This window comes from Sulfurospirillum sp. 1307 (assembly GCF_054408545.1).
In genome coordinates this window covers 1,205,622-1,228,009 of sequence record NZ_CP176011.1, presented here as the reverse complement: position 1 = coordinate 1,228,009, position 22,388 = coordinate 1,205,622, and the positions used below count along the sequence as shown (strand labels likewise).

General features: G+C 30.0%; 21 protein-coding genes. 17 read left to right on the top strand and 4 right to left on the bottom strand.

Going from position 1 to position 22,388, the window contains the following annotated elements:
* Positions 1-9 precede the first annotated feature (9 nt).
* The 6 genes from ACKGJI_RS06260 (at position 10) to nikR (ending at position 7,455) form a co-directional block, all read left to right on the top strand.
* Positions 10-1,758: a nickel-dependent hydrogenase large subunit gene (locus ACKGJI_RS06260; RefSeq protein ID WP_458699430.1), complete on the top strand. Its 1,749-nt coding sequence runs from the start codon at positions 10-12 to the stop codon at positions 1,756-1,758.
* A 14-nt stretch (positions 1,759-1,772) separates the two neighbouring features.
* A complete protein-coding gene (gene cybH, locus ACKGJI_RS06255; protein ID WP_458699429.1) occupies positions 1,773-2,444 on the top strand; it encodes a Ni/Fe-hydrogenase, b-type cytochrome subunit in 672 nt (223 codons plus the stop codon).
* A 9-nt stretch (positions 2,445-2,453) separates the two neighbouring features.
* Positions 2,454-2,993 carry a HyaD/HybD family hydrogenase maturation endopeptidase gene (locus tag ACKGJI_RS06250; RefSeq protein WP_458699428.1) on the top strand — a complete coding sequence of 180 codons (540 nt, stop codon included), beginning with the start codon at positions 2,454-2,456 and terminating at the stop codon, positions 2,991-2,993.
* Positions 2,994-3,091: 98 nt separating this feature from the next.
* A complete protein-coding gene (locus tag ACKGJI_RS06245) occupies positions 3,092-4,738 on the top strand; it encodes a hypothetical protein (protein ID WP_458699427.1) in 1,647 nt (548 codons plus the stop codon).
* Positions 4,728-6,941 carry a carbamoyltransferase HypF gene (gene hypF, locus ACKGJI_RS06240; RefSeq protein ID WP_458699426.1) on the top strand — a complete coding sequence of 738 codons (2,214 nt, stop codon included), beginning with the start codon at positions 4,728-4,730 and terminating at the stop codon, positions 6,939-6,941. Before ACKGJI_RS06245 ends, hypF begins: the two co-directional genes overlap by 11 nt.
* A 97-nt stretch (positions 6,942-7,038) precedes the next feature.
* Complete coding sequence (nikR, locus tag ACKGJI_RS06235; RefSeq protein WP_458699425.1) at positions 7,039-7,455, top strand: nickel-responsive transcriptional regulator NikR; 417 nt, start codon at positions 7,039-7,041, stop codon at positions 7,453-7,455.
* Positions 7,456-7,490: 35 nt separating this feature from the next.
* Here the strand turns inward: nikR and ACKGJI_RS06230 are convergent, their stop codons facing one another.
* Positions 7,491-8,174: a hypothetical protein gene (locus ACKGJI_RS06230; RefSeq protein WP_458699424.1), complete on the bottom strand. Its 684-nt coding sequence runs from the start codon at positions 8,172-8,174 to the stop codon at positions 7,491-7,493.
* Between the two features lie 131 nt (positions 8,175-8,305).
* On the opposite strand from ACKGJI_RS06230, the gene hypB reads away from it, so the two are divergent.
* From hypB to hypA, 6 genes are read left to right on the top strand one after another with little or no spacing between them, the layout of a single operon-like run.
* Entirely contained in the window at positions 8,306-9,055 is a 750-nt protein-coding gene (gene hypB, locus ACKGJI_RS06225; protein WP_458699423.1) for a hydrogenase nickel incorporation protein HypB, read from the top strand.
* Positions 9,055-9,336 carry a HypC/HybG/HupF family hydrogenase formation chaperone gene (locus ACKGJI_RS06220; RefSeq protein WP_458699422.1) on the top strand — a complete coding sequence of 94 codons (282 nt, stop codon included), beginning with the start codon at positions 9,055-9,057 and terminating at the stop codon, positions 9,334-9,336. Before hypB ends, ACKGJI_RS06220 begins: the two co-directional genes overlap by 1 nt.
* On the top strand, positions 9,317-10,453 hold the full coding sequence (gene hypD, locus ACKGJI_RS06215; protein ID WP_458699421.1) for a hydrogenase formation protein HypD: 1,137 nt from the start codon (positions 9,317-9,319) through the stop codon (positions 10,451-10,453). Before ACKGJI_RS06220 ends, hypD begins: the two co-directional genes overlap by 20 nt.
* Positions 10,450-11,445 carry a hydrogenase expression/formation protein HypE gene (hypE, locus tag ACKGJI_RS06210; protein WP_458699420.1) on the top strand — a complete coding sequence of 332 codons (996 nt, stop codon included), beginning with the start codon at positions 10,450-10,452 and terminating at the stop codon, positions 11,443-11,445. The genes hypD and hypE overlap by 4 nt, the downstream gene beginning before the upstream one ends.
* Before the next feature lies 1 nt (position 11,446).
* Complete coding sequence (locus tag ACKGJI_RS06205; RefSeq protein ID WP_458699419.1) at positions 11,447-13,084, top strand: enoyl-CoA hydratase-related protein; 1,638 nt, start codon at positions 11,447-11,449, stop codon at positions 13,082-13,084.
* On the top strand, positions 13,077-13,415 hold the full coding sequence (gene hypA / locus ACKGJI_RS06200) for a hydrogenase maturation nickel metallochaperone HypA (RefSeq protein ID WP_458699418.1): 339 nt from the start codon (positions 13,077-13,079) through the stop codon (positions 13,413-13,415). Before ACKGJI_RS06205 ends, hypA begins: the two co-directional genes overlap by 8 nt.
* Before the next feature lie 52 nt (positions 13,416-13,467).
* Here the strand turns inward: hypA and ACKGJI_RS06195 are convergent, their stop codons facing one another.
* The 3 genes from ACKGJI_RS06195 to ACKGJI_RS06185 are packed head-to-tail and all read right to left on the bottom strand — an operon-like array spanning position 13,468 to position 14,971.
* Positions 13,468-13,692 (bottom strand): hypothetical protein, encoded by a 225-nt coding sequence (locus ACKGJI_RS06195; RefSeq protein WP_458699417.1) that lies wholly within the window; start codon positions 13,690-13,692, stop codon positions 13,468-13,470.
* 42 nt (positions 13,693-13,734) lie between these two features.
* On the bottom strand, positions 13,735-14,118 hold the full coding sequence (locus tag ACKGJI_RS06190) for a hypothetical protein (protein WP_458699416.1): 384 nt from the start codon (positions 14,116-14,118) through the stop codon (positions 13,735-13,737).
* Positions 14,102-14,971 carry an SDR family oxidoreductase gene (locus tag ACKGJI_RS06185; RefSeq protein ID WP_458699414.1) on the bottom strand — a complete coding sequence of 290 codons (870 nt, stop codon included), beginning with the start codon at positions 14,969-14,971 and terminating at the stop codon, positions 14,102-14,104. Before ACKGJI_RS06185 ends, ACKGJI_RS06190 begins: the two co-directional genes overlap by 17 nt.
* A 500-nt stretch (positions 14,972-15,471) precedes the next feature.
* On the opposite strand from ACKGJI_RS06185, the gene ACKGJI_RS06180 reads away from it, so the two are divergent.
* The 5 genes from ACKGJI_RS06180 to acnB all read left to right on the top strand — a co-directional run bounded on the left by ACKGJI_RS06180 (position 15,472) and on the right by acnB (position 22,300).
* Positions 15,472-16,338 carry an AraC family transcriptional regulator gene (locus ACKGJI_RS06180; RefSeq protein ID WP_458699412.1) on the top strand — a complete coding sequence of 289 codons (867 nt, stop codon included), beginning with the start codon at positions 15,472-15,474 and terminating at the stop codon, positions 16,336-16,338.
* Between the two features lie 151 nt (positions 16,339-16,489).
* Positions 16,490-18,460 carry a thioredoxin domain-containing protein gene (locus ACKGJI_RS06175; protein ID WP_458699410.1) on the top strand — a complete coding sequence of 657 codons (1,971 nt, stop codon included), beginning with the start codon at positions 16,490-16,492 and terminating at the stop codon, positions 18,458-18,460.
* Positions 18,461-18,506: 46 nt separating this feature from the next.
* Positions 18,507-19,004 (top strand): N-acetyltransferase family protein, encoded by a 498-nt coding sequence (locus ACKGJI_RS06170; RefSeq protein WP_458699408.1) that lies wholly within the window; start codon positions 18,507-18,509, stop codon positions 19,002-19,004.
* Positions 19,001-19,621, top strand: a complete 621-nt coding sequence (locus ACKGJI_RS06165; RefSeq protein ID WP_458699406.1) for an HAD family hydrolase — start codon at positions 19,001-19,003, stop codon at positions 19,619-19,621. The genes ACKGJI_RS06170 and ACKGJI_RS06165 overlap by 4 nt, the downstream gene beginning before the upstream one ends.
* A gap of 123 nt (positions 19,622-19,744) precedes the next feature.
* The gene (acnB, locus tag ACKGJI_RS06160) at positions 19,745-22,300 is read left to right on the top strand and encodes a bifunctional aconitate hydratase 2/2-methylisocitrate dehydratase (RefSeq protein ID WP_458701707.1); all 2,556 of its coding nucleotides are present in this window, start codon (positions 19,745-19,747) and stop codon (positions 22,298-22,300) included.
* Positions 22,301-22,388 lie beyond the last annotated feature (88 nt).

The following is a 22,388-nucleotide window of genomic DNA, read 5'->3' as shown; positions in this document are numbered from 1 at the left end:
GAAATATAAATGAGTAAAAGAATAGTAGTAGATCCTATCACTAGAATTGAAGGACACTTAAGAATAGAAGTAGTAGTTGATGATAATAACAAAGTTACGGAAGCTTATTCTTCTGCAACTTTATGGAGAGGATTAGAAAATATCCTTAAAGGTAGAGATCCAAGAGATGCTGGTTTCTTTACACAAAGAATTTGTGGTGTTTGTACTTACTCTCACTACAAAGCTGGTATTATAGCTGTTGAAGATGCATTAGGGATAGAACCTCCTTTAAATGCTAAGCTTACAAGAACATTGATGAATGCAGCGCTTTTTATGCATGATCACCCAATACATTTTTATCACTTACATGGATTAGATTGGGTAGATGTTGTTTCAGCACTTAGTGCGGATCCAGCAAAAGCAAGTAAAGAAGCATTCAAATATACTAAAACTCCAATGTTTACTGGAGAGGATCACTTAAAAGCTGTTCAAAAGAGAGTAGCAGAGTTTGTTAAAAAAGGACACCTTGGACCATTTGCTAATGCATACTGGGGACATCCAACTTATAAATTAACTCCTGAGCAAAACTTAATAGCAGTTTCTCACTACTTAGAAGGACTAAGAATCCAAAGAACTGCAGCTCAAATGATGGCAATTTTTGGAGCTAAACAACCACACCCTCAAACTTTAACAGTTGGTGGCGTTACATGTGTCATGGATCTTAAATCTCCAGCACGTTTAGGTGAATTTTTAACTAAGTTCCAAGAAGTTAAAGCGTTTATTGATAATTGTTATTATGCAGATGTTGTTATGGCTGGTGGTATGTATGCTGGTGAGCCTAGTGTTAATGCTGGTCTTGGTACTGCAAACTTATTTACTTATAAAGAGTTTCCATTGAGCGCTAATGAGTGGATGTTTGAAAGTGGCGTTATGATGGCTGAGGATGTTGTAAATTTAGTTAGTGGTAAGAAATTTAAAGTTGAAGAGCTTGATGAAAGTCAAATTACTGAAGAAGCAACTCACTCTTGGTATAAAAATGATGCTGCTCTTCATCCATATGATGGAGAAACTGATCCTAACTACACAGGATTAAAAGATGCTCAAACTGTAAATGACAAAGGTGAGTTAGTAACATCAAAAGTTGTACAAGAAGATGGAAAATATAGCTGGATTAAAGCTCCAAGATATAAAGGAAAACCTCTTCAAGTTGGACCTTTAGCAAATATTGTGATAAACTATGCAAAAGGTAATCCAAGAGTTGTTAAAGTAGTTGACCAATTCTTAAAAGATACTGGTCTTCCTATAACAGCTGTTGCTTCAACATTAGGTCGTACAGCAGCTCGTATGCTTGAGTGTAAAGTTATTGCTGATAATGCACTAGATGCATTTAATGCATTGGTTGAAAATTTAAAAGTTGATGATTCTACCTATACTAGTTATAAAATTGATAAAAATAAAGAGTATAAAGGAAGATATATAGGAAATGTTCCAAGAGGAGTTCTAAGCCACTGGGTTAGAGTTAAAAATGGAGTAATTGAAAACTATCAAGCAGTTGTTCCTTCAACTTGGAATGCAAGTCCAAAAGATGCAAGTGGTGTTAGAGGACCTTACGAAGAAGCACTTATTGGTTTACCAATAGCTGATTTGTCTCAACCATTAGAAATTATTAGAGTTGTTCACTCATTTGATCCTTGTATTGCTTGTGCTGTACATGTATTTGATACAAAAGGTAATGAAATGAGTTCATATAAAGTTGATCCTAATGGAGCTGCTTGTTAAAAGGAGAAATAACAATGCCAAAAAGAAAAATTGAATATGAGTTTTCTGCTGGTTTACGCTGGACTCACTGGATTAGAGCGATAGCAATATTTGCTTTAACAGTAACTGGCTTTTATCTTGCTTATGTTTTTGTTGCACCAGCAGCATCTGATGAGCCTGTTTTATTTTTAAATGCAAAATTTAGAATGTGGCACCAAATAGCAGGATTTGTACTTATAGCAGTGACTCTATTTAAATCATATCTATTCGTTATAGATAAGGTTAGCTGGAGAGAGAGAATATCATTTTTGGATTTTGTTAATCCAAAAGTATGGATAGGTCAAATAAAATATTATCTGTTTTTAGGTGATCATCCAAAACTAAGAGGTGTATATAATCCATTGCAATTTATTGCTTACATAGGATTATATGCTTTGGTATTTGTGATTTGTATTACAGGTCTAGTTCTGTATGTACATGTATATCATAATGGCTTAGGTGGATTTTTGTATGATTATATGCGTCCATTAGAAGTTATGATGGGTGGGCTTGCGAATGTAAGAGAAATTCATCATATTGCAATGTGGGGCATATTGATCTTTATTCCTGTTCATATTTATATGGCTATCTTTAACTCAATTATGGGTAAAGAAGGATCTATTGATTCAATTATCAGTGGATATAAATTTGAAAAACAAGATCATTAAGAGTTTATTATGAAAGTCTTATGCTTAGGTATAGGCAATGTTGTGTGCGCCGACGAAGGAGTTGGCGTACACCTTTGTAGAACTTTGGAAAAAAATTATGAGTTTAGCTCAGATGAGCATACTTTAGATTTTGTTGATGGCGGAACATTAGCTCAAAGGTTAATTCCTATAATCAGTCAATATGATTATATGATTATGTTAGATTGTGTTGATGCTAATGATGGTGAGATTGGAGATGTGTATTTTTTTGATTTTGAAAATGTACCAAATTCTATATCATGGCAAGGAAGCGCACATGAAGTAGAAATGCTCCAAACTTTGATGATGATGGATATGTCTGGAGATAGACCTCCTACAAAAATCATAGGAATTATTCCTGAAGTTATTGCTGATACTACTTTGAAAATGACTGAACCAGTCATAAAAGGTAGTCATTTGATGGAAAAAACCTTTTTAAAGCATATAAGTGAACTTGGTTTTACTTATAAAAAGGTAAATAATTTCGATATTCAAGAAGTGGCACTAAGTGCTTGTGAAAGAGAAGTATAAAACAACCCCTCCCCATAAAATTAACCATTTAATAATGGTTTTATAAGCTATTTACTAAAATGAATAGCTTATAAAACTAATTCATAACAAGGATTAAAATGATACTTTCATTTGAATTTAATTATATATCTGAAAATGCACTTTTAGAAAATTTTTTAGAAAATATTTGTAAAGATTTTGATATAGAATACAAAATTGGGAAAGAAAAGAGCATAATCAAGCTAGAAGTTAAAGGTAGTGAAGAAAAACTAGAAGAGTTTTCTGATTTTATTTCACAAAGATTACCACTTTCAATATTTTTCAAATCTAGTGCAGTTAATGTTGTCGATAAATTTAGCATAGAAAATTTTGATGTGCAAAACTGTAATTTAACTTTGCCTTTTACTCCTAAGACACTACAATCAGATAATCCACTTTTGAACAATGAAATTGGTAATGAACTATATGCCAATGATTCTAGTGTAATTTTATATGAAGATGGAGCTAAGATAAATTATAATTCATTTGATGAGTTATATGAAAAAATTGCTGATATCTTTAGTAGTGGGAAAGAAGTTTCAATACAAAGCGCTAGTGGAAGTTATATATATGGGATTTTAGATAAAACATTTGCATCTAAAAATTATAAAGATTACATTGTGTTTCCAACTGATTTATCAAGATTGGAAAAAATGGTTGTAATTAGGGAAAATGAAATTAAAGCTCTTGCAAGTTTGGAAAAACCTGCTATAAAATTAAAAGTAAATTCACTTTATGAAGCAAAAGAGATACTCCCAATATCAAGAGTAAAAGTAAAATTGGCAGATGAAATTTTAATTTTTAAAATACTACAAAAGCTACATGAAAAAGGTATAGATTTTGTATATAGAGTAAATGCTAATAAAAATGAATATATTTTAAAAATTGAAGGTATTTTAAACAATATTCCTCAGATTGAGGTAACTGTTTTAGAAAATGGCGAAATATTGATACTTAGTGGTAGTGATTATGCATCTAAAGAGTTAAAAGAAAATTTGAAGAAATTTGATAATCCAGCATATGCTAGTTTTGCTTCAGTTATGCAAGAACATGATATTTTTGATAAAAAAGTAAGTTGTTTTTATCTTAGTATGAAGAATGATGATTTGATTATGCATCTTAGTGAAAAAACAGGTATGCTAAATTTGATAACTTTTCCTGTTTTAAAAAGTTTTAAAGAAATTTTTGAGACAATGGAAAAATCAAATTCAGGTAAAAAATTGCTAAAAAACTATAAAGATAGCTATCCACAAATTTTTGATAAAATTGAAGATATGGCTATACCTGAAAACTTAACCGATAGTATCTATTCTGTTTGGAAAATAGTATCAGTTATATTAGGTCTTAGTGATGATTTAGACTGTGGAGCTGATAAAATCATAGAGTTTGCAGAAGATTTTGGTGGATTAAAAGGACCAATGATTGATTATAAAGTAATTGAAGAGGGAAAACTAGTAAGTCAATTTGATATGGTAAAACTCATTAGAAGTGCTATGAGCTTTAGGCTTGCTGGAACTGACGATAAAACATTAAGTTTTGGTTTACTAGAATCGTTGGCATACTTTCTATCTGATACAAGTGATTTTTGTAGAGATAATTTGTCATCTGAAAGATTAGCACTTTGTGGTTCTATGTTTGGAGTAAGAAGACTTAGTGAACTTACATGTAAACAAATGCAAGCAAATATGCAAATTTGTATGAATAAAGAATTACCAATTGAAAATTAAACATTTTAAATTTGAAATAGAAGGAATTGTACAAGGGGTTGGATTTCGCCCCTTTATTTATACTTTAGCACTACAAAACAATATAAAAGGGTATGTACTAAATCATTCATTGGGTGTTTTTATATCTGCCCAAGGCAATGATGAAGATTTGGAAAAATTTGAACAAGATATTTTCAATAAACTCCCACCACTAGCTAGAATTGATAAATTAGAAAAAAAAGAATCTTCTATTGAAAATTTTAAAGATTTTATTATAAAAGAGAGTAAAAATTTATCTTCAAAATCATCTCTTATTAGTCCTGATTTTGCAATGTGTGATGATTGTTTAAGAGAGTTAAGAGATAAAAATGATAGAAGGTATAATTATTTTTTTATAAATTGCACAAATTGTGGGCCAAGATATTCGATTATAAAAACTGTTCCATACGATAGAAAAAATACATCAATGAAACCATTTGAGATGTGCGAAGAGTGTAGAAGTGAGTATGAAAATCCACTAGATAGAAGATATCATGCTCAGCCTGTTAGTTGTGATAAGTGTGGTCCGACTTTGAGTTTAAAAGATATGAAAGGCAATACTTTAGCACACAATATTGAAGCAATAGATAAATTTGCTGAACTCATAACAAAAGGTGCAATTGTAGCTTTAAAAGGTATGGGAGGATTTCATCTTATTTGTGATGCTTCAAATGAAGAAGTTGTAAAAGAATTAAGAGTTAGAAAAAAACGTCCATCTAAACCATTTGCAGTGATGTCTAAAAGTATAGAAGAGATTGAAAAATATACCTCAATAAGTGAATTTGAAAGAGAAAAAATTTTATCAATTAATAGACCTATTGTAATTGTAAAAGAGAAAAAAAAGATAAATGCTTATATCGCTCCAAATATTGATAGATTAGGTGTTTTCTTAGCTTATACTCCTTTACATGTAATGCTTCTTGATAGATTGAATTTTCCAATTATTGCAACTAGTGCAAATAGATCAGGTGAGCCAATAGTAACAAATGAAGATGATTTAAAAGAGGCACTTGGAGAGGTTATAGAGTATTATTTGGATTATAATAGAGAAATTGTAAATTCAAGTGATGATAGTGTTTTACAGATGATAGATGATAAAAGTGTGATGATAAGATCCTCAAGAGGATTTACTCCAACATCCATAAGAGTAAACTCAAATGAAAATAGAAAAATATTAGCTTTAGGTGCTCATCAGAAAAATGCAATTAGTATATATCTAAACAACCAGCTTATTTTAGCTCCTTATATTGGTGATTTGGACAATATAAAAAGCGTTGAGCTATTTGAAAAAAATATAAAAAGTTTTAAAAACTTTTATGATTTTGAACCAGATTTAATTGTCTGTGACAAGCACCCACTATATGAGAGTACAAAGTGGGCGAAAAAGCAAAATCTACCTATCATCCAAGTTCAACATCACTATGCACATATACTGTCTTGTATGTTTGAACACAATATAAATGAAAAGGTTTTAGGAGTTGCTTGGGATGGTACAGGATACGGCGATGATGGTAGTATCTGGGGCGGAGAGTTTTTTGTATGTGATAATCAAAACTATGAAAGAGTAGCATACTTTGAGCCATTTAAACTTTTAGGTGGTGAAGCTAGCATAAAAGATATTAAAAGAATTGCGCTTTCAATGATTTTAGATTGTAAAGAAGATAAGATTTTTGATGATTTTTTATCTACTTTTAGTAATTTTGAATTAAATATGCTAAAACAAATTCATAAAAAAGAGTTAAATTCTCCAAAATGCTCAGCCGTTGGAAGATTGTTTGATATGGTTGCTGTGATTTGTGGAGTTTGTGATAAGGTAACTTATGACGGAGAAAGTGGCTTAATACTTGAAAGTTTATATGATAAAAAAATAAAAGATAGTTACGATTTTTATTTTGAAAATGATATTATTAAATATAAACATACCATAATTGATATGATTAAAGATAATGACGCAAAGATAATAGCTTCAAAATTTATTAATTCATTGCTAAAAATCATCATTGAAATATCTTTGAAGTATAAATTAAAGGTTATTTTATCAGGAGGAGTCTTTCAAAACAGAACAATATTAGAAAATTTACTTAAATACAAAAGCATTGATTTTGTTTTTTCAAATAAATTTCCAATCAATGATGGGGGTATATCTGTAGGCCAAATAGCTTACGTACTAAATAATAATCATTAAATATCTCTTTTTACTATATTTTTAATATTTTCTCTTATTTTTATTTAAGCCTAGATGTATTACACTTATAAGTGTAAAATATTTTAAGGATGCGATTATGGATAACAATGTGATAAGGTTTAGTGTTTCACTACCTGAGAAATTACTAGCAGAGCTAGACAAAAAAGTTGGTGAGCAAGGATATGCTTCAAGAAGTGAATATACTCGTGATTTGATTCGTGAGAGACTTGTTAAAGATAGTTGGAAAGATGACAACTCTGAAGTTATCGGAGTTTTAACAATGATTTATACTCATCATCAAAATGAATTAGTTGATAAAATTTTAACAATTCAACATGATGCAAAAATCAATATCATGTGTAATACTCATGTACATGTAGATCACGATAATTGTCTTGAAACTATAATGGTTCAAGGTCCAGTAAATGAAATAAAAACATTTGCTCAAAAGATTACAGGATTGAAAGGCGTAAAGTTTTGTAAGCTAGTTGAAGCTGCAATCCCTGCTTCATAGTTTACATCATAGGAGCTAAATTTTAGCTCCTATCCCTATTTGTATTTTAACCATAAATTCCAAATTATTTTTAGTTGTTCTTCTTTTGTATAGTTAAATTTAAATTCACTCTCTTTGAGATAGTATGCAAATTTGTCTTTACTAATACCTTTATACTTATCAAGTCTATTCTCTAAGTATGCCCAAAACTTCAAAATAATACTATCAAATTTTTCAAAATGTACTATTTTATATCTATTTAAATATTTTGAATACTCTTTCATATATACTAGATTGATTTCTTTATTTAAATTTTCATTCTTTAAATGTGCAAATTGTTCTGGAAGGAGAATAGTATAAACTTTATCTTCATAAACTTGACCTAAGATTCCAATAGAGTCGAAAAGATATTTTACTTTTCCTCTTTTATTTTTAGGTAAAAAGTAGTATTCATCATATTCAGTAAATTCTTTGTGATTATTTAGGTAAATGTTTTCTACATGTAGAGCGATTATTTTTCGAAAATCATCATATCTTTCTTTTACTGTTTTATAGTTTACCTTCAAAATTTCACTACATTTTTTAGCACTAAAATCTTCTATAAAATATTTTAATACCTCATAATCTCTTTTAAGTTTAGTATGGCTAAATTTTTTAGCACATTTTGAGCATTTAAAAGAGTTTTTTGATACTTTGTATAATTTAGTTTCACCACAAAATGGACAATTTTCAAAATTCATATAGTATTTTTCCCAAAAGTATCTAAGAAAATGCTTTTTTTATATCTGATTTTAATTTTTTTTTCTATAATACTCCTAATTTGTTCCATTTCTCTCATCAGAACAATATTTTAAAAATAGGAGACAAGAATATGTGCAAAGATTGCGGATGTAGTATAACAACTCATACTCATGACCATGGTCATCATCATCACCATCACAATGAGGAGCATCCAAATCCTCAATTAAATGATCCAAAAACTATAGAAGTAATAACTAAGATTTTAGATGTTAATGACACTCAAGCAGCTCATAATAGAGCTCATTTTGAAGATCATGGTGTATTAGCAGTTAATTTAATGAGTAGCCCAGGAGCTGGTAAAACTACACTTTTGGAAGCTACTATTGAACAAGGTGGCATAAAGTTAGGAGTTATTGAGGGTGATTTAGAAACTAACCAAGATGCAGATAGGATTAAAGCAAAAGGAGCTCCAGCTCACCAAATTGCAACAGGTCAGGCATGTCATTTAGATGCTCATATGGTTCATGATGGACTTCATCATATGCCAATTGAAGGTTTAGATGTTGTGTTTGTTGAAAATGTTGGTAATTTAGTTTGTCCAGCTTCATATGATGTTGGAACTCATTTCAATGTAGTTCTTTTATCTGTTCCTGAAGGAGATGATAAACCAGCAAAATATCCTGTAATGTTTAGAGTTGCAGATGTTTTACTTATAACAAAAACTGACTTATTGCCTCATTTTGATTTTGATGTTCAAAAAGCCATAAAAGAGGCAAGAAAACTTAATCCAAAAGTAGATGTTATTGAAATCGATTCTAAAAGTGGAAAAGGAATTGATAAGTGGGTTAATTATTTAAAAATGAAGAAGGAGTTAAGGTAATGTGTCTTTCAATCCCTTCAAAAGTAGTTGAAATTGATGAAAACAATGTTGCAACTGTTGATACAATGGGTGTTCAAAGGCAAGTTACTTTAGATTTAATTGATGAAAAAGTGGATATTGGAGATTATGTTCTTATCCATGTTGGATTTGCTATGAATAAAATCAGTAAAGAAGAAGCCCTAGAGAGTATTCGGATTTATGAAGAAATTGTTGCTCAAATGGAAAGTGGAGAGATAGACGAAGAAGAGGGAGATATGAATTATGCAACAAGACAAACTTGATATGTTCAAAATATTTCGTAACCCTGAGCATATGAAGGCTCTAGCTAAATTAATCAATCAAGAAGCTACAAAAAAAGTTAGGGTTATGGAAGTTTGTGGAGGGCATACTCATACTATCATGAAATATGGTTTACCCCAAATTTTACCTGATGCTATTGAATTTATTCATGGTCCAGGATGTCCAGTTTGTATTATGCCAAAAGAGAGAATTGATCATGCCTACATACTATCTCAACAACCTGATGTGATATTGGTTACTCTAGGAGATATGATAAAAGTACCAGGAAGCCACGGAAGTTTGGCACAAGCTAGAAGTAAAGGTGCGGATGTAAGATTTGTATATTCTCCTATGGATACTTTAAAAATCGCGCAGGATAATCCAGATAAAAAGATTATATTTTTTGCCATAGGGTTTGAGACAACAACTCCAATGACAGCTGCTTTAATTGATCATATTGTAAAAAAAGAGATTAAGAATGTTTATTTTCACATAAATCACGTAACAGTTCCCGAAGTTATGAAAGAGTTGTTAGATAGTAGAGATAGGCATGTAGATAGTTACAATAATAGAATTGATGCTTTTATTGGTCCAAGTCATGTTAGCGTAATAACTGGTTCAAAAATTTATGAAATGTTTCCAAGAGATTATAAAAGACCAGTTGTTGTAACTGGATTTGAGCCTGTTGATGTGATGGAAGGGCTTTTGATGATTGTTCGTCAAATCAATGAAGGAAGAGCAGAACTTGAAAACCAATACAAAAGAAGTGTGAGTTATGAGGGAAATGTTGTAGCTCAAAAGCTTATCGATAAATATTTTGATAAAAGAGAGCTTTTTAAATGGAGAGGTTTAGGAAATATTCCAAAGAGCGGATTAAAACTAAGAGATGAATATGCTCATCTTGATGCTGAAAAAATATATGATGATGTTTTACCCAAAGGTGAAATAGAAGATCATAAACTCTGTATTTGTGGTGATATACTAAGGGGCATGGCAAAACCTACAGAGTGTCAAGTTTTTGGAAAAGCATGTAAACCTAGCAAACCAATAGGTAGTTGTATGGTAAGTAGTGAAGGTGCATGTGCAGCTTATTATAAATATGGTGGTGTTTTAAAATGAAAACTATAACTTTAGCTCATGGAAATGGTGGGCAAGAAAATAATGAATTAATAGAAGGTGTTTTTTATAAACATTTAAAAAATGAGTATTTAGTAAAGAGTGAAGATGCTTGTATCATAGAAGATGGAAAACTAGCTTTTACAACAGATAGTTTTACTATAAGCCCACTTTTTTTCAATGGTGGTGATATTGGAAAACTCTCAATTTGTGGAACTTGCAATGACTTAGCTATGATGGGAGCAAAACCTACATATGTTACATTAGCTATGATGATAGAAGAGGGGTTTGAGTTTAAAAACCTAGAAAAAATCGTAAGAAGCATAAAAAAAGAGTTAGAAAATAATGGTGCAAAAGTTGTAGCAGGTGATACAAAAGTAGTACCTCGTGGTAGTGTTGATGGTCTTTTTATCAATACTTCTGCAGTTGGAATTGTAAAACAACAAGGTATTAGTGCTTCAAATTTAGAAGATGGAGATGTGATTGTTGTTTCAAGAGATATAGGAAGACATGGTGCTACCATATACGCTGCTAGAGAGGGCATTGATATACAAAGTGATTTAAAAAGTGATTGTGTTTCACTTTGGCCAATGATAGAGGCTCTTTTTGAAGCTGGAATCAAACCAAAAGAGATAAGAGATGCCACTAGAGGTGGATTAGCTGCAGTTTTAAACGAATGGGCAAAAGCAAGTGATGTTTGTATAGAGATACAAGAAGACAAAATCCCAGTTTGTGATGAAGTAAATGGAATTTGCGAACTTTTAGGATTTGAGCCTAGTGCTCTGGCAAATGAAGGAACATTTGTTCTTGTCTTAGATAAAAAAGATGTAGATAAAACTTTAGAAATTTTAAAAACTTTTGAAAATAATAAAATGGCTTGTGAAATAGGAAAAGTTGGTGGTGAACATAAGAAAAAAGTTTTATTATTTAGCCAGTGGGGAACAAAAAGATTTTTAGATATGCCAACAGGTGAATTACTTCCAAGGATTTGTTAGTTTGAGAGTCTTGCTTTTAGTAACTTCTTTCAACTCTTTATCTCAAGGTGTTTATGTTAACCTAAGAGATAAAGGGTTTGAAGTTTGTGTAACTTATATAAAATCAATCTCTAAAGATAAAGAGATAAAAGAGTTTAATCCAGATATTATTCTTTGTCCCTTTTTAAAAGATTTTATATCTAAAGATATATATGAAACTTATCCTACATTTGTTTTTCATCCTGGAATTAGGGGAGATAGAGGAGCTTATTCAATAGAGTGGGCTTTATATAACAAGAAGCAAATCTGGGGTGGAGTTTGGCTAAGAGCAAACGAACTTTTTGATGGCGGTGACATATACGCTAGTGGAGAGTTTAAGTTAAGAGATACTTCTAAAGCTTCAATATATAGAAATGAAGAAACAACTTTAGCTCTAAATTTACTTGATGAGCTTTTTGAAAATATAAAAAATGATAAAAAAATACCTCAAATTTTAAATCCAATTCATAAAAAATTTAATATCTCGATTGATTGGCAAAAAGATAGTAGCGAAGTTATAATAAAAAAGATAAATTCACTAGATAATTTTCCAGGATTATTAGATGAAATTTTAGGTGTTAAATGCTATCTGTTTGGTGCTTGTAAAGAGTTAGAACTAAAAGGAAAACCAAAAGAGATATTAGCTAAAAGAGATGGTGCAATTTGTTTAGGAACTATCGATGGTGCAGTTTGGATAAGTCATTTAAAAGAGATTGATGGTTTTAAACTCCCTGCTACTTATGTTTTAAAAGATAAATTAAAAGGCATTAAAGAAGTTAGAATCCCTCTTTGGGTTGATAAAAATTTGCAAACTTTTAAAGAGATAACTTTTGAAAAAAAAGGAAATATTGGCTATTTGGATTTTGATTTTTACAATGGTGCAATGAGTTCGGCTCAGTGTATAAGATTAAAATATGCTATTGAGACACTAAAAGAAGAAGTTGATGTATTGGTTTTAAAAGGTGGCGAAAACTTTTTTTCAAATGGTATTCATTTGTGTATTTTAGAGGATAGCCAAAAACAAGGTGAAGATGGCTGGAGCAATATAAATGCTATGAATAATCTCATAAAAGAGATAATTTTTAGTGAAGATACTGTTACAGTAGCTTCTATAAAAGGAAATGCAGGAGCTGGTGGAGTTTTTTTGGCACTTGCATGTGATTTTGTAGTAGCTAGAAAAAAAGTTGTTTTAAATCCTCATTATAAAACTATGGGACTTAGTGGAAGTGAGTATCATACTTTTAGCTTTCCAAAAAGAGTAGGCAAAGAATTATCTCAAAAAATACTAGATGAAGCTTTGCCTATTAGCACAAGTTATGCAAAAAACATTGGTATGATTGATAAAGTTTTAGAAACAAAAAATTATGATAAAAATTTACAAGAGTATTGTGAAAATCTTTTTGCTAATGAAGATGAATATTATGATTTTTTGGATTCTAAGGCAGAGTTTTTAGAAAAAAATGAATATTATATAGAAGAGTGTAAGGAGAGGGAACTTACAAAAATGTATCCAGAGTTTTGGAATGAAAATAGTGAATTTCATAAACTAAGATATGATTTTGTATATAAAGTTTGCCCTACATGTACACCAAAAAGATTAAGGATGGATATAGATGCATGAGTTTTCAATAGTACAAGATTTACTTTATATGTGTGAAAAAAATGCAAAAGACAATAATGCAACAAAGATAACTAAAGTAGAAGTAAAAATTGGTAAACTAAGTGGAGTTGAGCCTCATCTTTTACAAACTGCTTTTGATACTTTTAAGGAAAAAACGATTTGTGATGGTGCAGAGTTTGTCATGAATATACAAGATTTAGTGGTGCGGTGTGTTAAGTGCCATGAAAAAAGCATTTTGGAGCAAAATGTCTTTTCTTGCCCAAAATGTGGTGGTGATGTTGAAGTAATTGATGGTGAAGATATGTATTTGATGAGATTGGAAATGGAATAGTATCCCCTATTTTGAGGGGACTCTAAACCTTCATTAATATTATGCTTTTATTCTATATATAATAAGCTTTTTGTTTTAATACCATAGCATGATTTTTCATTAACTCTTCCCAAAAGATTTTTACACTATCTTTAAATGCTTGCGCTGAATTATTTTTATTTTCAGGAAGAAATATTAATTCAACTCTTTTTTGTATATCATCAAATTTCATATTTTTTGGATCAGAAACTAACTCTCCATTAACAAGTTTCATTGGTGGCAAAAGTAATGTAGCCATAGATAGTATATTGCTAGATTCCATAGAATTAAAAGTATTAACTTAAGCTTTTTTTTCAGTACTTGAAAAATGTGCTGGAATGAGAGGTATGGTTTTTCCCTCTCCATCTTCTACCACACCATCATTGTTAAAATCATATTTTTCATAATGCTCTAAAAGTAGGTTATATGCCCCTTCATTACTTAATGTATCAACATTTATCTCATGAACAAGTCTTGTATAATTTTGTAAAGTTGATAATTCTTCTTTTGATAGGTTATCTAAATACTCTTTTGCATTTGAAATCCTGACACCTTTTTCTTTTGTATCTTCATAAATTTTTTGAAATGCCTCTTTATAAGGTTTTCTAACTTCATAAAAACTTTTATCATATTTTAATTCTTTCAATATGGATACATGATCCTCGTATTTAGTTGTAATCTTCATTTTCGTTCCTTATGTTGTTTTTGTAGAAATCTTCTAAAAAGTGTTTTCCAAATTTTGGTGCAATCATATCTATGCCCATAGCGCTTAAAAAAAACTCTATAGGTCCATATGTTTTAGAATTACAAAATATTGGTAAAGCTTTTAAAAGTAATTTTCTAAAATAATCTGGTATATATGTTATTTTTACTTCTTTTTCAAGCACTTTAAATGCCAATTCTGCTATTTCTTTATGTGTGTAAACTTTTGGACCACCTACTTCTAATTCTTGGTTTTTACACTCATACATAGAATCAATAATAAACTTGGCTAAATCAGATCCTTCAATTGGGTTAAGTTTTTGCTCTCCTTTACCAAATAAATATACTTTTCCATTTTTTGCCATCTCTAGAAAATCTTTCATATCTGAAAAAAAACCATTAGGTCTAATAATGAGATATTCTAACCCTGAATTTTTTAATTCATCTACAAATTTTTCTTTGGCTTCAAATATCTTAGTATCTCTTAACTTATGACCATTTAATGCTGATACATAAATAAATTTTTTCACTCCACTTTTTTTAGCTTCTTTTAAAAGATTTGAATTAGCTTTGTAATCTACATCCATGTAAGTTAAATTATCTTTTTGCCTCGTTATACCTAAGCTTGATATTACAATATCAATATCCAGTAATTTTGTATTTAGTGTTAAAGGGTTATTAAAATCTACCTTGTGTACGAGATTTGATTGTATTGAAGATGACATTTTACTATCCCATCTTCTAGTTAATATATTTGGTGTAATTCCTCTAATATTTAATTCTTGTGCAATATATTTTCCAAGATATCCTGTTGTTCCTGCTAATGCAATATTCATAATTTATCCTCGCATACTAATTTGTTAGTTTGATTTTTTGTAGTTGATTTATCAACTTTAATTTTTTTATTTCTGATATAAAGTAAAAAATATAAAAAATGGCAATGCTAGAACCAATAACTTTTTCTAAACAATTTGTACTTAATATATTTCCAATTAACGAGAGTATAAATATAATAACTCCTATCCTTAAACTAATATTTGAATATAGTGTTGCTTTATTTGTCTTTTCTAAGTACATAATAAAAAATATAAAGTAGTATATGATAATTAATACAATAGTTTCTAAAATAATTATTAAATATTTATCCTTAATATACCCACCCCAAACATATTTATAGCTAAGCAAATCAACTAATATAAAAATATGATAGAAAGATAATATAAACAAACCTAGTAAAGCCAATTTTCTCATAAGATTGTATTCCTTATTTATTTTTTACAATTATACAGTTATACTAAGATAAAAACTTTTCCATTTTTGCTATAAGGTGTACTAGATGTCCTCAAAAAACTCTCCAATCCAAAAAGCTATTGAATACATTGAAAAAAATCTTCATGAGACTCTTAGTTTAAATGAAATTGCAAAAGTAGCATCTTATAGTCCTTTTCACTTTTCTAGAATATTTAAACAAGAGACTGGAGAAAACATTAATAGCATGATTAAAAGACTCCGTCTTGCACAAAGTACACATTATCTCATGTATAGAAACTCTTTAATCACTGAAATAGGACTTGATGTCGGTTACGAAACTCCTAGTAGTTTTAATAAAGCTTTTAAGCAAATATTTAATATGAGTCCACGAGAATATAAACTAGAAACAGAAAATAATTTGAAGAAATACATTAAAAAACTCAAAACAGAGCCAATAATAATAGATTTCAAAGAAGATATCTATACATATTTTGATAGATCTTTAGGAGAGTATAATGATGCTGCAATTTCAGCTTGGAATAAGTTGATTACTCAAATTGAATTGAATAAGGTTGAGTTAGAGTTTTCAGATAAAAGATACTTTGGTTTATGTTTTGATAATCCTAAAATTACTGAATATGAGAAAATGAGATATGAAGCTTGTATTTCTGTAAATAAAGATGAACAAAATCAAATTAATCTAAAGAAAATAAAAATATTACCAAAAGGAAAATATGCAAAATTAAAGTTTTGTGGTGATTATGAAGATCTTTATGATGTATGGTTTCAATTTTATGGTTGGATTTACAAAAAACAATTAGAACTTGATAACTTTCCTCCTATAGAAGAGTACCTTGATAGCCCTAAAGATATTTTAAATGGAAACACTCTGGTAAATACAACTAATTTATTGTTAAAAATAAATTCTAATTGCAATGGTATCTTAAATTAAAAAAATAGTATCAAAAATATATATTTTTAATATTTCTAAATTCGATATTTTAGGGGTATTTTCTAGTGAAGATATTGATTTGATGAGATTGGAGATGGAGTAATAAGTAATTAAAGGTTAAAACTATAAAATACCTAAAGCGAGGTATTTTATGAAATTTTTAATCTTTTTTATATATTTTACGACTCTATTTGCATCAAATTCATTGATTAATTCTCATTCTCCTTATTTGCTATCACATGCAGATAATCCTGTAAATTGGTATGCTTGGAGTGATAAGTCACTTGATTTGGCAAAAAAACAAAATAAGCTTATATTTTTATCTATTGGGTATTCTACATGTCATTGGTGTCATGTGATGGAAGAAGAGAGCTTTGAAGATGAACAGATAGCAAAACTTTTAAATGATAATTATATAAGTATAAAAGTTGATAAGGAGGAGATGCCTCATATTGATTCACATTTTCAAGACTTATTAGTAAAAATAAAATCTCAAAGAAAAGGTTGGCCTCTTTCTGCTATCTTAACTCCAAATCAAAAAATACTTTATATTACAACATACATCCCAAAAACTGATAATTATGGTGTTAAAGGCATGGACTATATACTTCCAAAGTATGCAAATATCTGGCAATATAAAAAAGAGTTAGTAAAAAAAATTATACATGAAAATGAAATATCAATTGATAAAGAAAAATCTATTGCAAATAACAATATATCTGATATATCAAAAACTTATGTAAAAGAGGCTCTAAATAGATTTGATAAAATATACTATGGATTTGATAAATCTCCAAAATTTCCACTTCCTACACATCTAAATACTTTAGTTGATATATATCTGCTAGATAACAATAAAGAAGCATTTGATATGGTTTTTAAAACTGCTGATTCTATCTCATATGGTGGAATTTATGATCAAGTTGAGGGTGGTTTTTTTAGATATAGTACCTATGCAGACTGGATTATCCCTCATTTTGAGAAAATGCTTTATACACAAGCTGAACTTGTAAAATTATATGTAAAATTATATATAGTTAAACCAAAAGAAAAATATAAAGAAATTGTTTTAAGTACGATTTACTTAGTCCAAAAGAGATTTAAAAATAAAGATGATTTATATTTTAGTGCACTTGATGCGGATAATAAGCTTGGTGAAGGGATGTATTATCTCTATGATTATACTAAAGTCAAAAATGAATTTATTAAAGCAAATATTAATAATTATGAAGAGTTGATGGAATACATGGATATAAATGAAATTGGCAATTTTGAGGACTCTTTAAGTAATGTTCAATTTAACACGGGCTTTGATTACGAGCCAAAAAACTTAAAAAAAGCACTTAAAATTTTAAGAGATCTTAGAAAAGATAGAGATTTTCCTTTTATTGATAAAAAAATTATAACTAGTTGGAATGCTTTAATGATAAAAGCTTTATTTAAAGCATCATATTTTGATAAAACTTTATCTTTAAAAGCTGAAAAATCTATGTTGAAATTACTACAAAAGGTATATATAAATGGAAATTTATATCATGGTTTTTTAAACAATCATAAACCAAAAGTTAAAGCTTACTTAGAAGATTATGTGTTTTTGATTGATCTTTTGCAAACTTCTTACATGTATACATATAACAAGGCTTATTTGAAGCTTTCTAAATATATTTTAGATGAATGTTTGTCGAAGTTTTACAAAGGAGGTAAATTTTTCTTAGATGATACGAAATTTAAATCACTTGCAACATATGAGGACAAATACTATGTATCTGCACTTTCCACACTATTTCATGTTATGTTTACGCAGGCAAATTTAAATTATGATTTAAAACTTTTGAAAAAAACTAGAGATTTACTAAAAGCACAAAAAAATGCGATCCTAAATGTGCCTTTTGATGCACCAAATGGAGTATTAGCGCTAATTCGCTCAAAAAATAGAGATATTGTTCTTAAATCAAATAAAAATAATCTCATAAAATATCAAGATGAGATATCTACTATCAGATATCCTTTTTTATTAAGAAGTGTAGAAAATATTGATAAATATTTGGCTTGTGATGAGAAAAGCTGTTTTGCAATAGACGAAAAATTAAGTGATATTGAAAAACAAATAATAGCTTACTAAGTGTTTTTATATTATAATCGATTAACTAGATTTAAAAGGAGCTTTGATGATTAACTCTTTTAGAAATGCAACCATTGCGGATTTACCTCAAATAGTGGATATTTACAATAAGGCGATAGAAGATGGAATTTCAACGGCTGATAGTGAAATCGTAAGTGCTGATGAAAAAATTGATTGGTTTAAATCACACAATAAAGATAAATATCCAATGTTAGTCATTGAATATCATAGAAAAATAATTGCTTGGGTTTCGATTCAGCCTTTTTATCCTCATAAAGCTTATGAAAAAAGTGCTAGGATAAATATATACATCGATAGAAACTTTAGGGGTAAAAAGCTAGGACAACAGTTTTTACAAGAGGTAATTAATATGTCTAGTGATTTAGGTATTGAAAACTATATTGCTTTGATTTTTGCTGATAATCCAACAAGTTTGAAGCTATTTAAAAAGTTAGGTTTCAAAGAGTGGGGAAATTTACCAAGTGTAGCTAAAATTCACGGAGAAGATAGAGATTTACTTCTTCTTGGGTTAAAAGTACAATGATTAAATCTATTATATTTGATATGGATGGAACATTGCTAGATAGTAGTTATGCTCTTACATGTAGTGTAAATTATGTTCGAGAATCCATAGGTTTAGAGCCAGTTACTACTGAGTATTTAGAATATTATATAAATAAACCAGATCAAAATTTGGCAAAGATTTTTTATGAGACTAAAGAGTGGCAAAAAGAGCATAGAGAGCTTTTTTCCAAACACTACATGGAAAATGCCAATCTGCATGTAAAGCCTTATGATGGCGCATATGAATTATTAGAAGAATTGAAAGGGAAAAATTATTCACTTAGTATTGCTACAAATGCCTTTGACATATTTGCTGTAAATATGTTAAAACATCAAAATATGCTTGATTTTTTTGATTATATAGTTGGAGCAAATATGGTTGAAAAGCCAAAACCAAATCCAGATATGATATATAAAATTTCAAATCTCAACTCTATACCTTTGGAAAATACCGTTTTAGTAGGAGATAGTTTAAAAGATGAATCAGCAGCAAAAAATGCTGGAGTCGATTTTTTATTTGTTGAGTGGGGATATGGGAAAAGTCAAAATCCTACAAAAACTTTTGAAACAATCTTAGAATTAAAAGAATTTTTTTAATTAAACTACCTTTTTAAGGTATGTAACAGAATATCTCTAATTTCAAAAAAATTCAAAAAAAGCTTGGGAATTGAATGTTTTTTTTGATACAATCTTCGTAACAAAACCAAAAGGAGACCAATGATGTCATTTATTGAAGAGTACAATAAAGAGGTTGAAGAAAGGGCAAAATTAGGAGTTCCTCCACTTCCACTTGATGCTAAAAAAACTGCACAAGTTGTTGAATTATTAAAAAGTGGTGATGAAGATAAAGAATTTTTATTAGATTTATTATTAAACAGAGTTCCGCCTGGAGTTGATGATGCAGCTTATGTAAAAGCAGCTTTTTTAAATGATATTTCAAAAGGAAATACATCTTGCGATGTTATAAGTCCAGTTAGAGCGATTGAAATTCTAGGAACAATGCTAGGTGGCTACAATGTAAAGCCATTGGTTGATGGTTTAAGTAGTGAAAACAAAGAAGTAGCAAAAGCAGCTTGTGATGCACTAAAAAATACAGTCTTAGTTTATGATGCTTTTAATGATGTTGAGAGTTTAGCTAAAACAAATGAGTATGCAAAAGAGGTTTTAACTTCTTGGGCAAATGCTGAGTGGTTTACATCAAGAGAACCAGTACCTCAAAAGATTACAGTTGCAGTTTTAAAAGTACCAGGAGAGACAAATACAGATGATTTAAGTCCAGCTAGTGAAGCTTTTACTAGAAGTGACATACCACTTCATGCTCAAGCAATGCTTGTAAAAAGACTTCCAGGCTCAATTGAAAAAATTCAAGAGCTAAAAGATAAAGGTTATGAAGTAGCATATGTTGGTGATGTTGTTGGAACTGGTAGTAGTAGAAAATCAGGAATTAACTCAGTTCAATGGCATATGGGAAAAGATATACCATTTGTTCCAAATAAAAGAACAGGCGGTTTAATTCTAGGAAGTATAATTGCGCCAATCTTTTTCAATACAGCAGAAGATAGTGGAGCTTTACCAATTGAGGTAAATGTTGATGCTTTAGAAACTGGAGATATTATTGACGTATATCCTTTTGAGGGTAAAATCGTAAAAGATGGAGAAATAGTCTCAACTTTTACACTTGCACCAAATACTTTGGCTGATGAATACAGAGCTGGTGGAAGAATTCCTTTGATTATTGGTAGAGGATTAACTACAAAAGCTAGAGAAAGTCTTGGTATGGGTCAAGATGAGATATTTGCAAGACCTGAACAGCCTGAAAATAGTGGAAAAGGTTATACTCAAGCTCAAAAAATAGTAGGTATGGCATGTGGTATGAAAGGTGTTAGACCTGGAATGTATTGTGAACCTGTAACTTCTACTGTTGGAAGTCAAGATACAACTGGTCCAATGACTAGAGATGAGATAAAAGAATTAGCAGCTCTTGGATTTAATGCTGATTTTGTTCTTCAAAGTTTCTGTCATACTGCGGCTTATCCAAAACCAAGTGATGTTGAAATGCATCATACCTTGCCAGATTTTATCAAAAATAGAAGTGGAGTAAGTTTAAAACCTGGGGACGGAGTTATTCATTCATGGCTTAATCGTATGGTTTTACCCGATACTGTTGGAACTGGTGGAGATTCACATACTAGATTTCCAATAGGTATAAGTTTCCCAGCTGGAAGTGGACTTGTTGCATTTGCAGCAGTTACTGGTAGTATGCCACTAAATATGCCTGAGTCAGTTTTAGTAAGATTTAAAGGTGAGCTAAATCCTGGAATTACTTTAAGAGACTTGGTAAATGCAATTCCTTATTATGCAATCAAGCAAGGTCTTTTAACAGTTCCAAAGAAAAATAAGAAAAATATTTTTGCAGGTAAAGTTTTGGAAATTGAAGGACTTCCAAATCTAAAAGTTGAGCAAGCTTTTGAATTAAGTGATGCAAGTGCAGAAAGAAGTGCAGCAGCTTGTTCTATTCAGCTTGATGAAGAACCAATCATAGAGTACTTAAAATCTAATATTGCACTTATTGAAGCAATGATAAAAGCTGGTTATGGCGATGCTACAACTTTACAAAGAAGAGCAGATAAGATGAAAGAGTGGATTGAAAATCCAACTTTGGTTAAAGCTGATAGTGATGCCGAGTATGCAGCAGTTATTGAGATAGATTTAGCTGATGTTAAAGAGCCAATTTTAGCTTGTCCTAATGATCCAGATGATGTTGCAACTCTAAGTGAAATTTTAGCTGATGAGAATAGACCTAAGAAAATCGATGAAGTATTTGTTGGAAGTTGTATGACAAATATCGGTCACTACAGAGCTTTAGGTGAAGTTTTAAGAGGTGAAGGTCAAGTTCCTACAACTCTATGGGTTGCACCTCCTACTAAGATGGATAAAGAACAACTAATAGAAGAGGGCTACTATTCACTATTTGGAGGAGCTGGAGCAAGAATTGAGATTCCTGGATGTAGTTTATGTATGGGAAATCAAGCTAGAGTAAAAGATGGTGCTATTGTTTTTTCAACTAGTACAAGAAACTTTGATAACCGTATGGGAATGGGAGCACAAGTATACTTAGGAAGTGCAGAACTTGCAGCACTTTGTGCAATGCTAGGTAGATTACCAAGTGTTGAAGAGTATATGAGCTTAGTTCCTAAAAAGCTTGAAGGTAAACAAGATAAAGTTTATAGATATTTAAACTTCAATGAAATAGAAAACTTCAAATTAGAAGACTAATTAACAAGGTTAGTTACCTCATACTTTGAGGTAACTAATCAAATTCTAACCACTTTTATAGTAGAATCCGAAAAATTTTAAAGGCAAC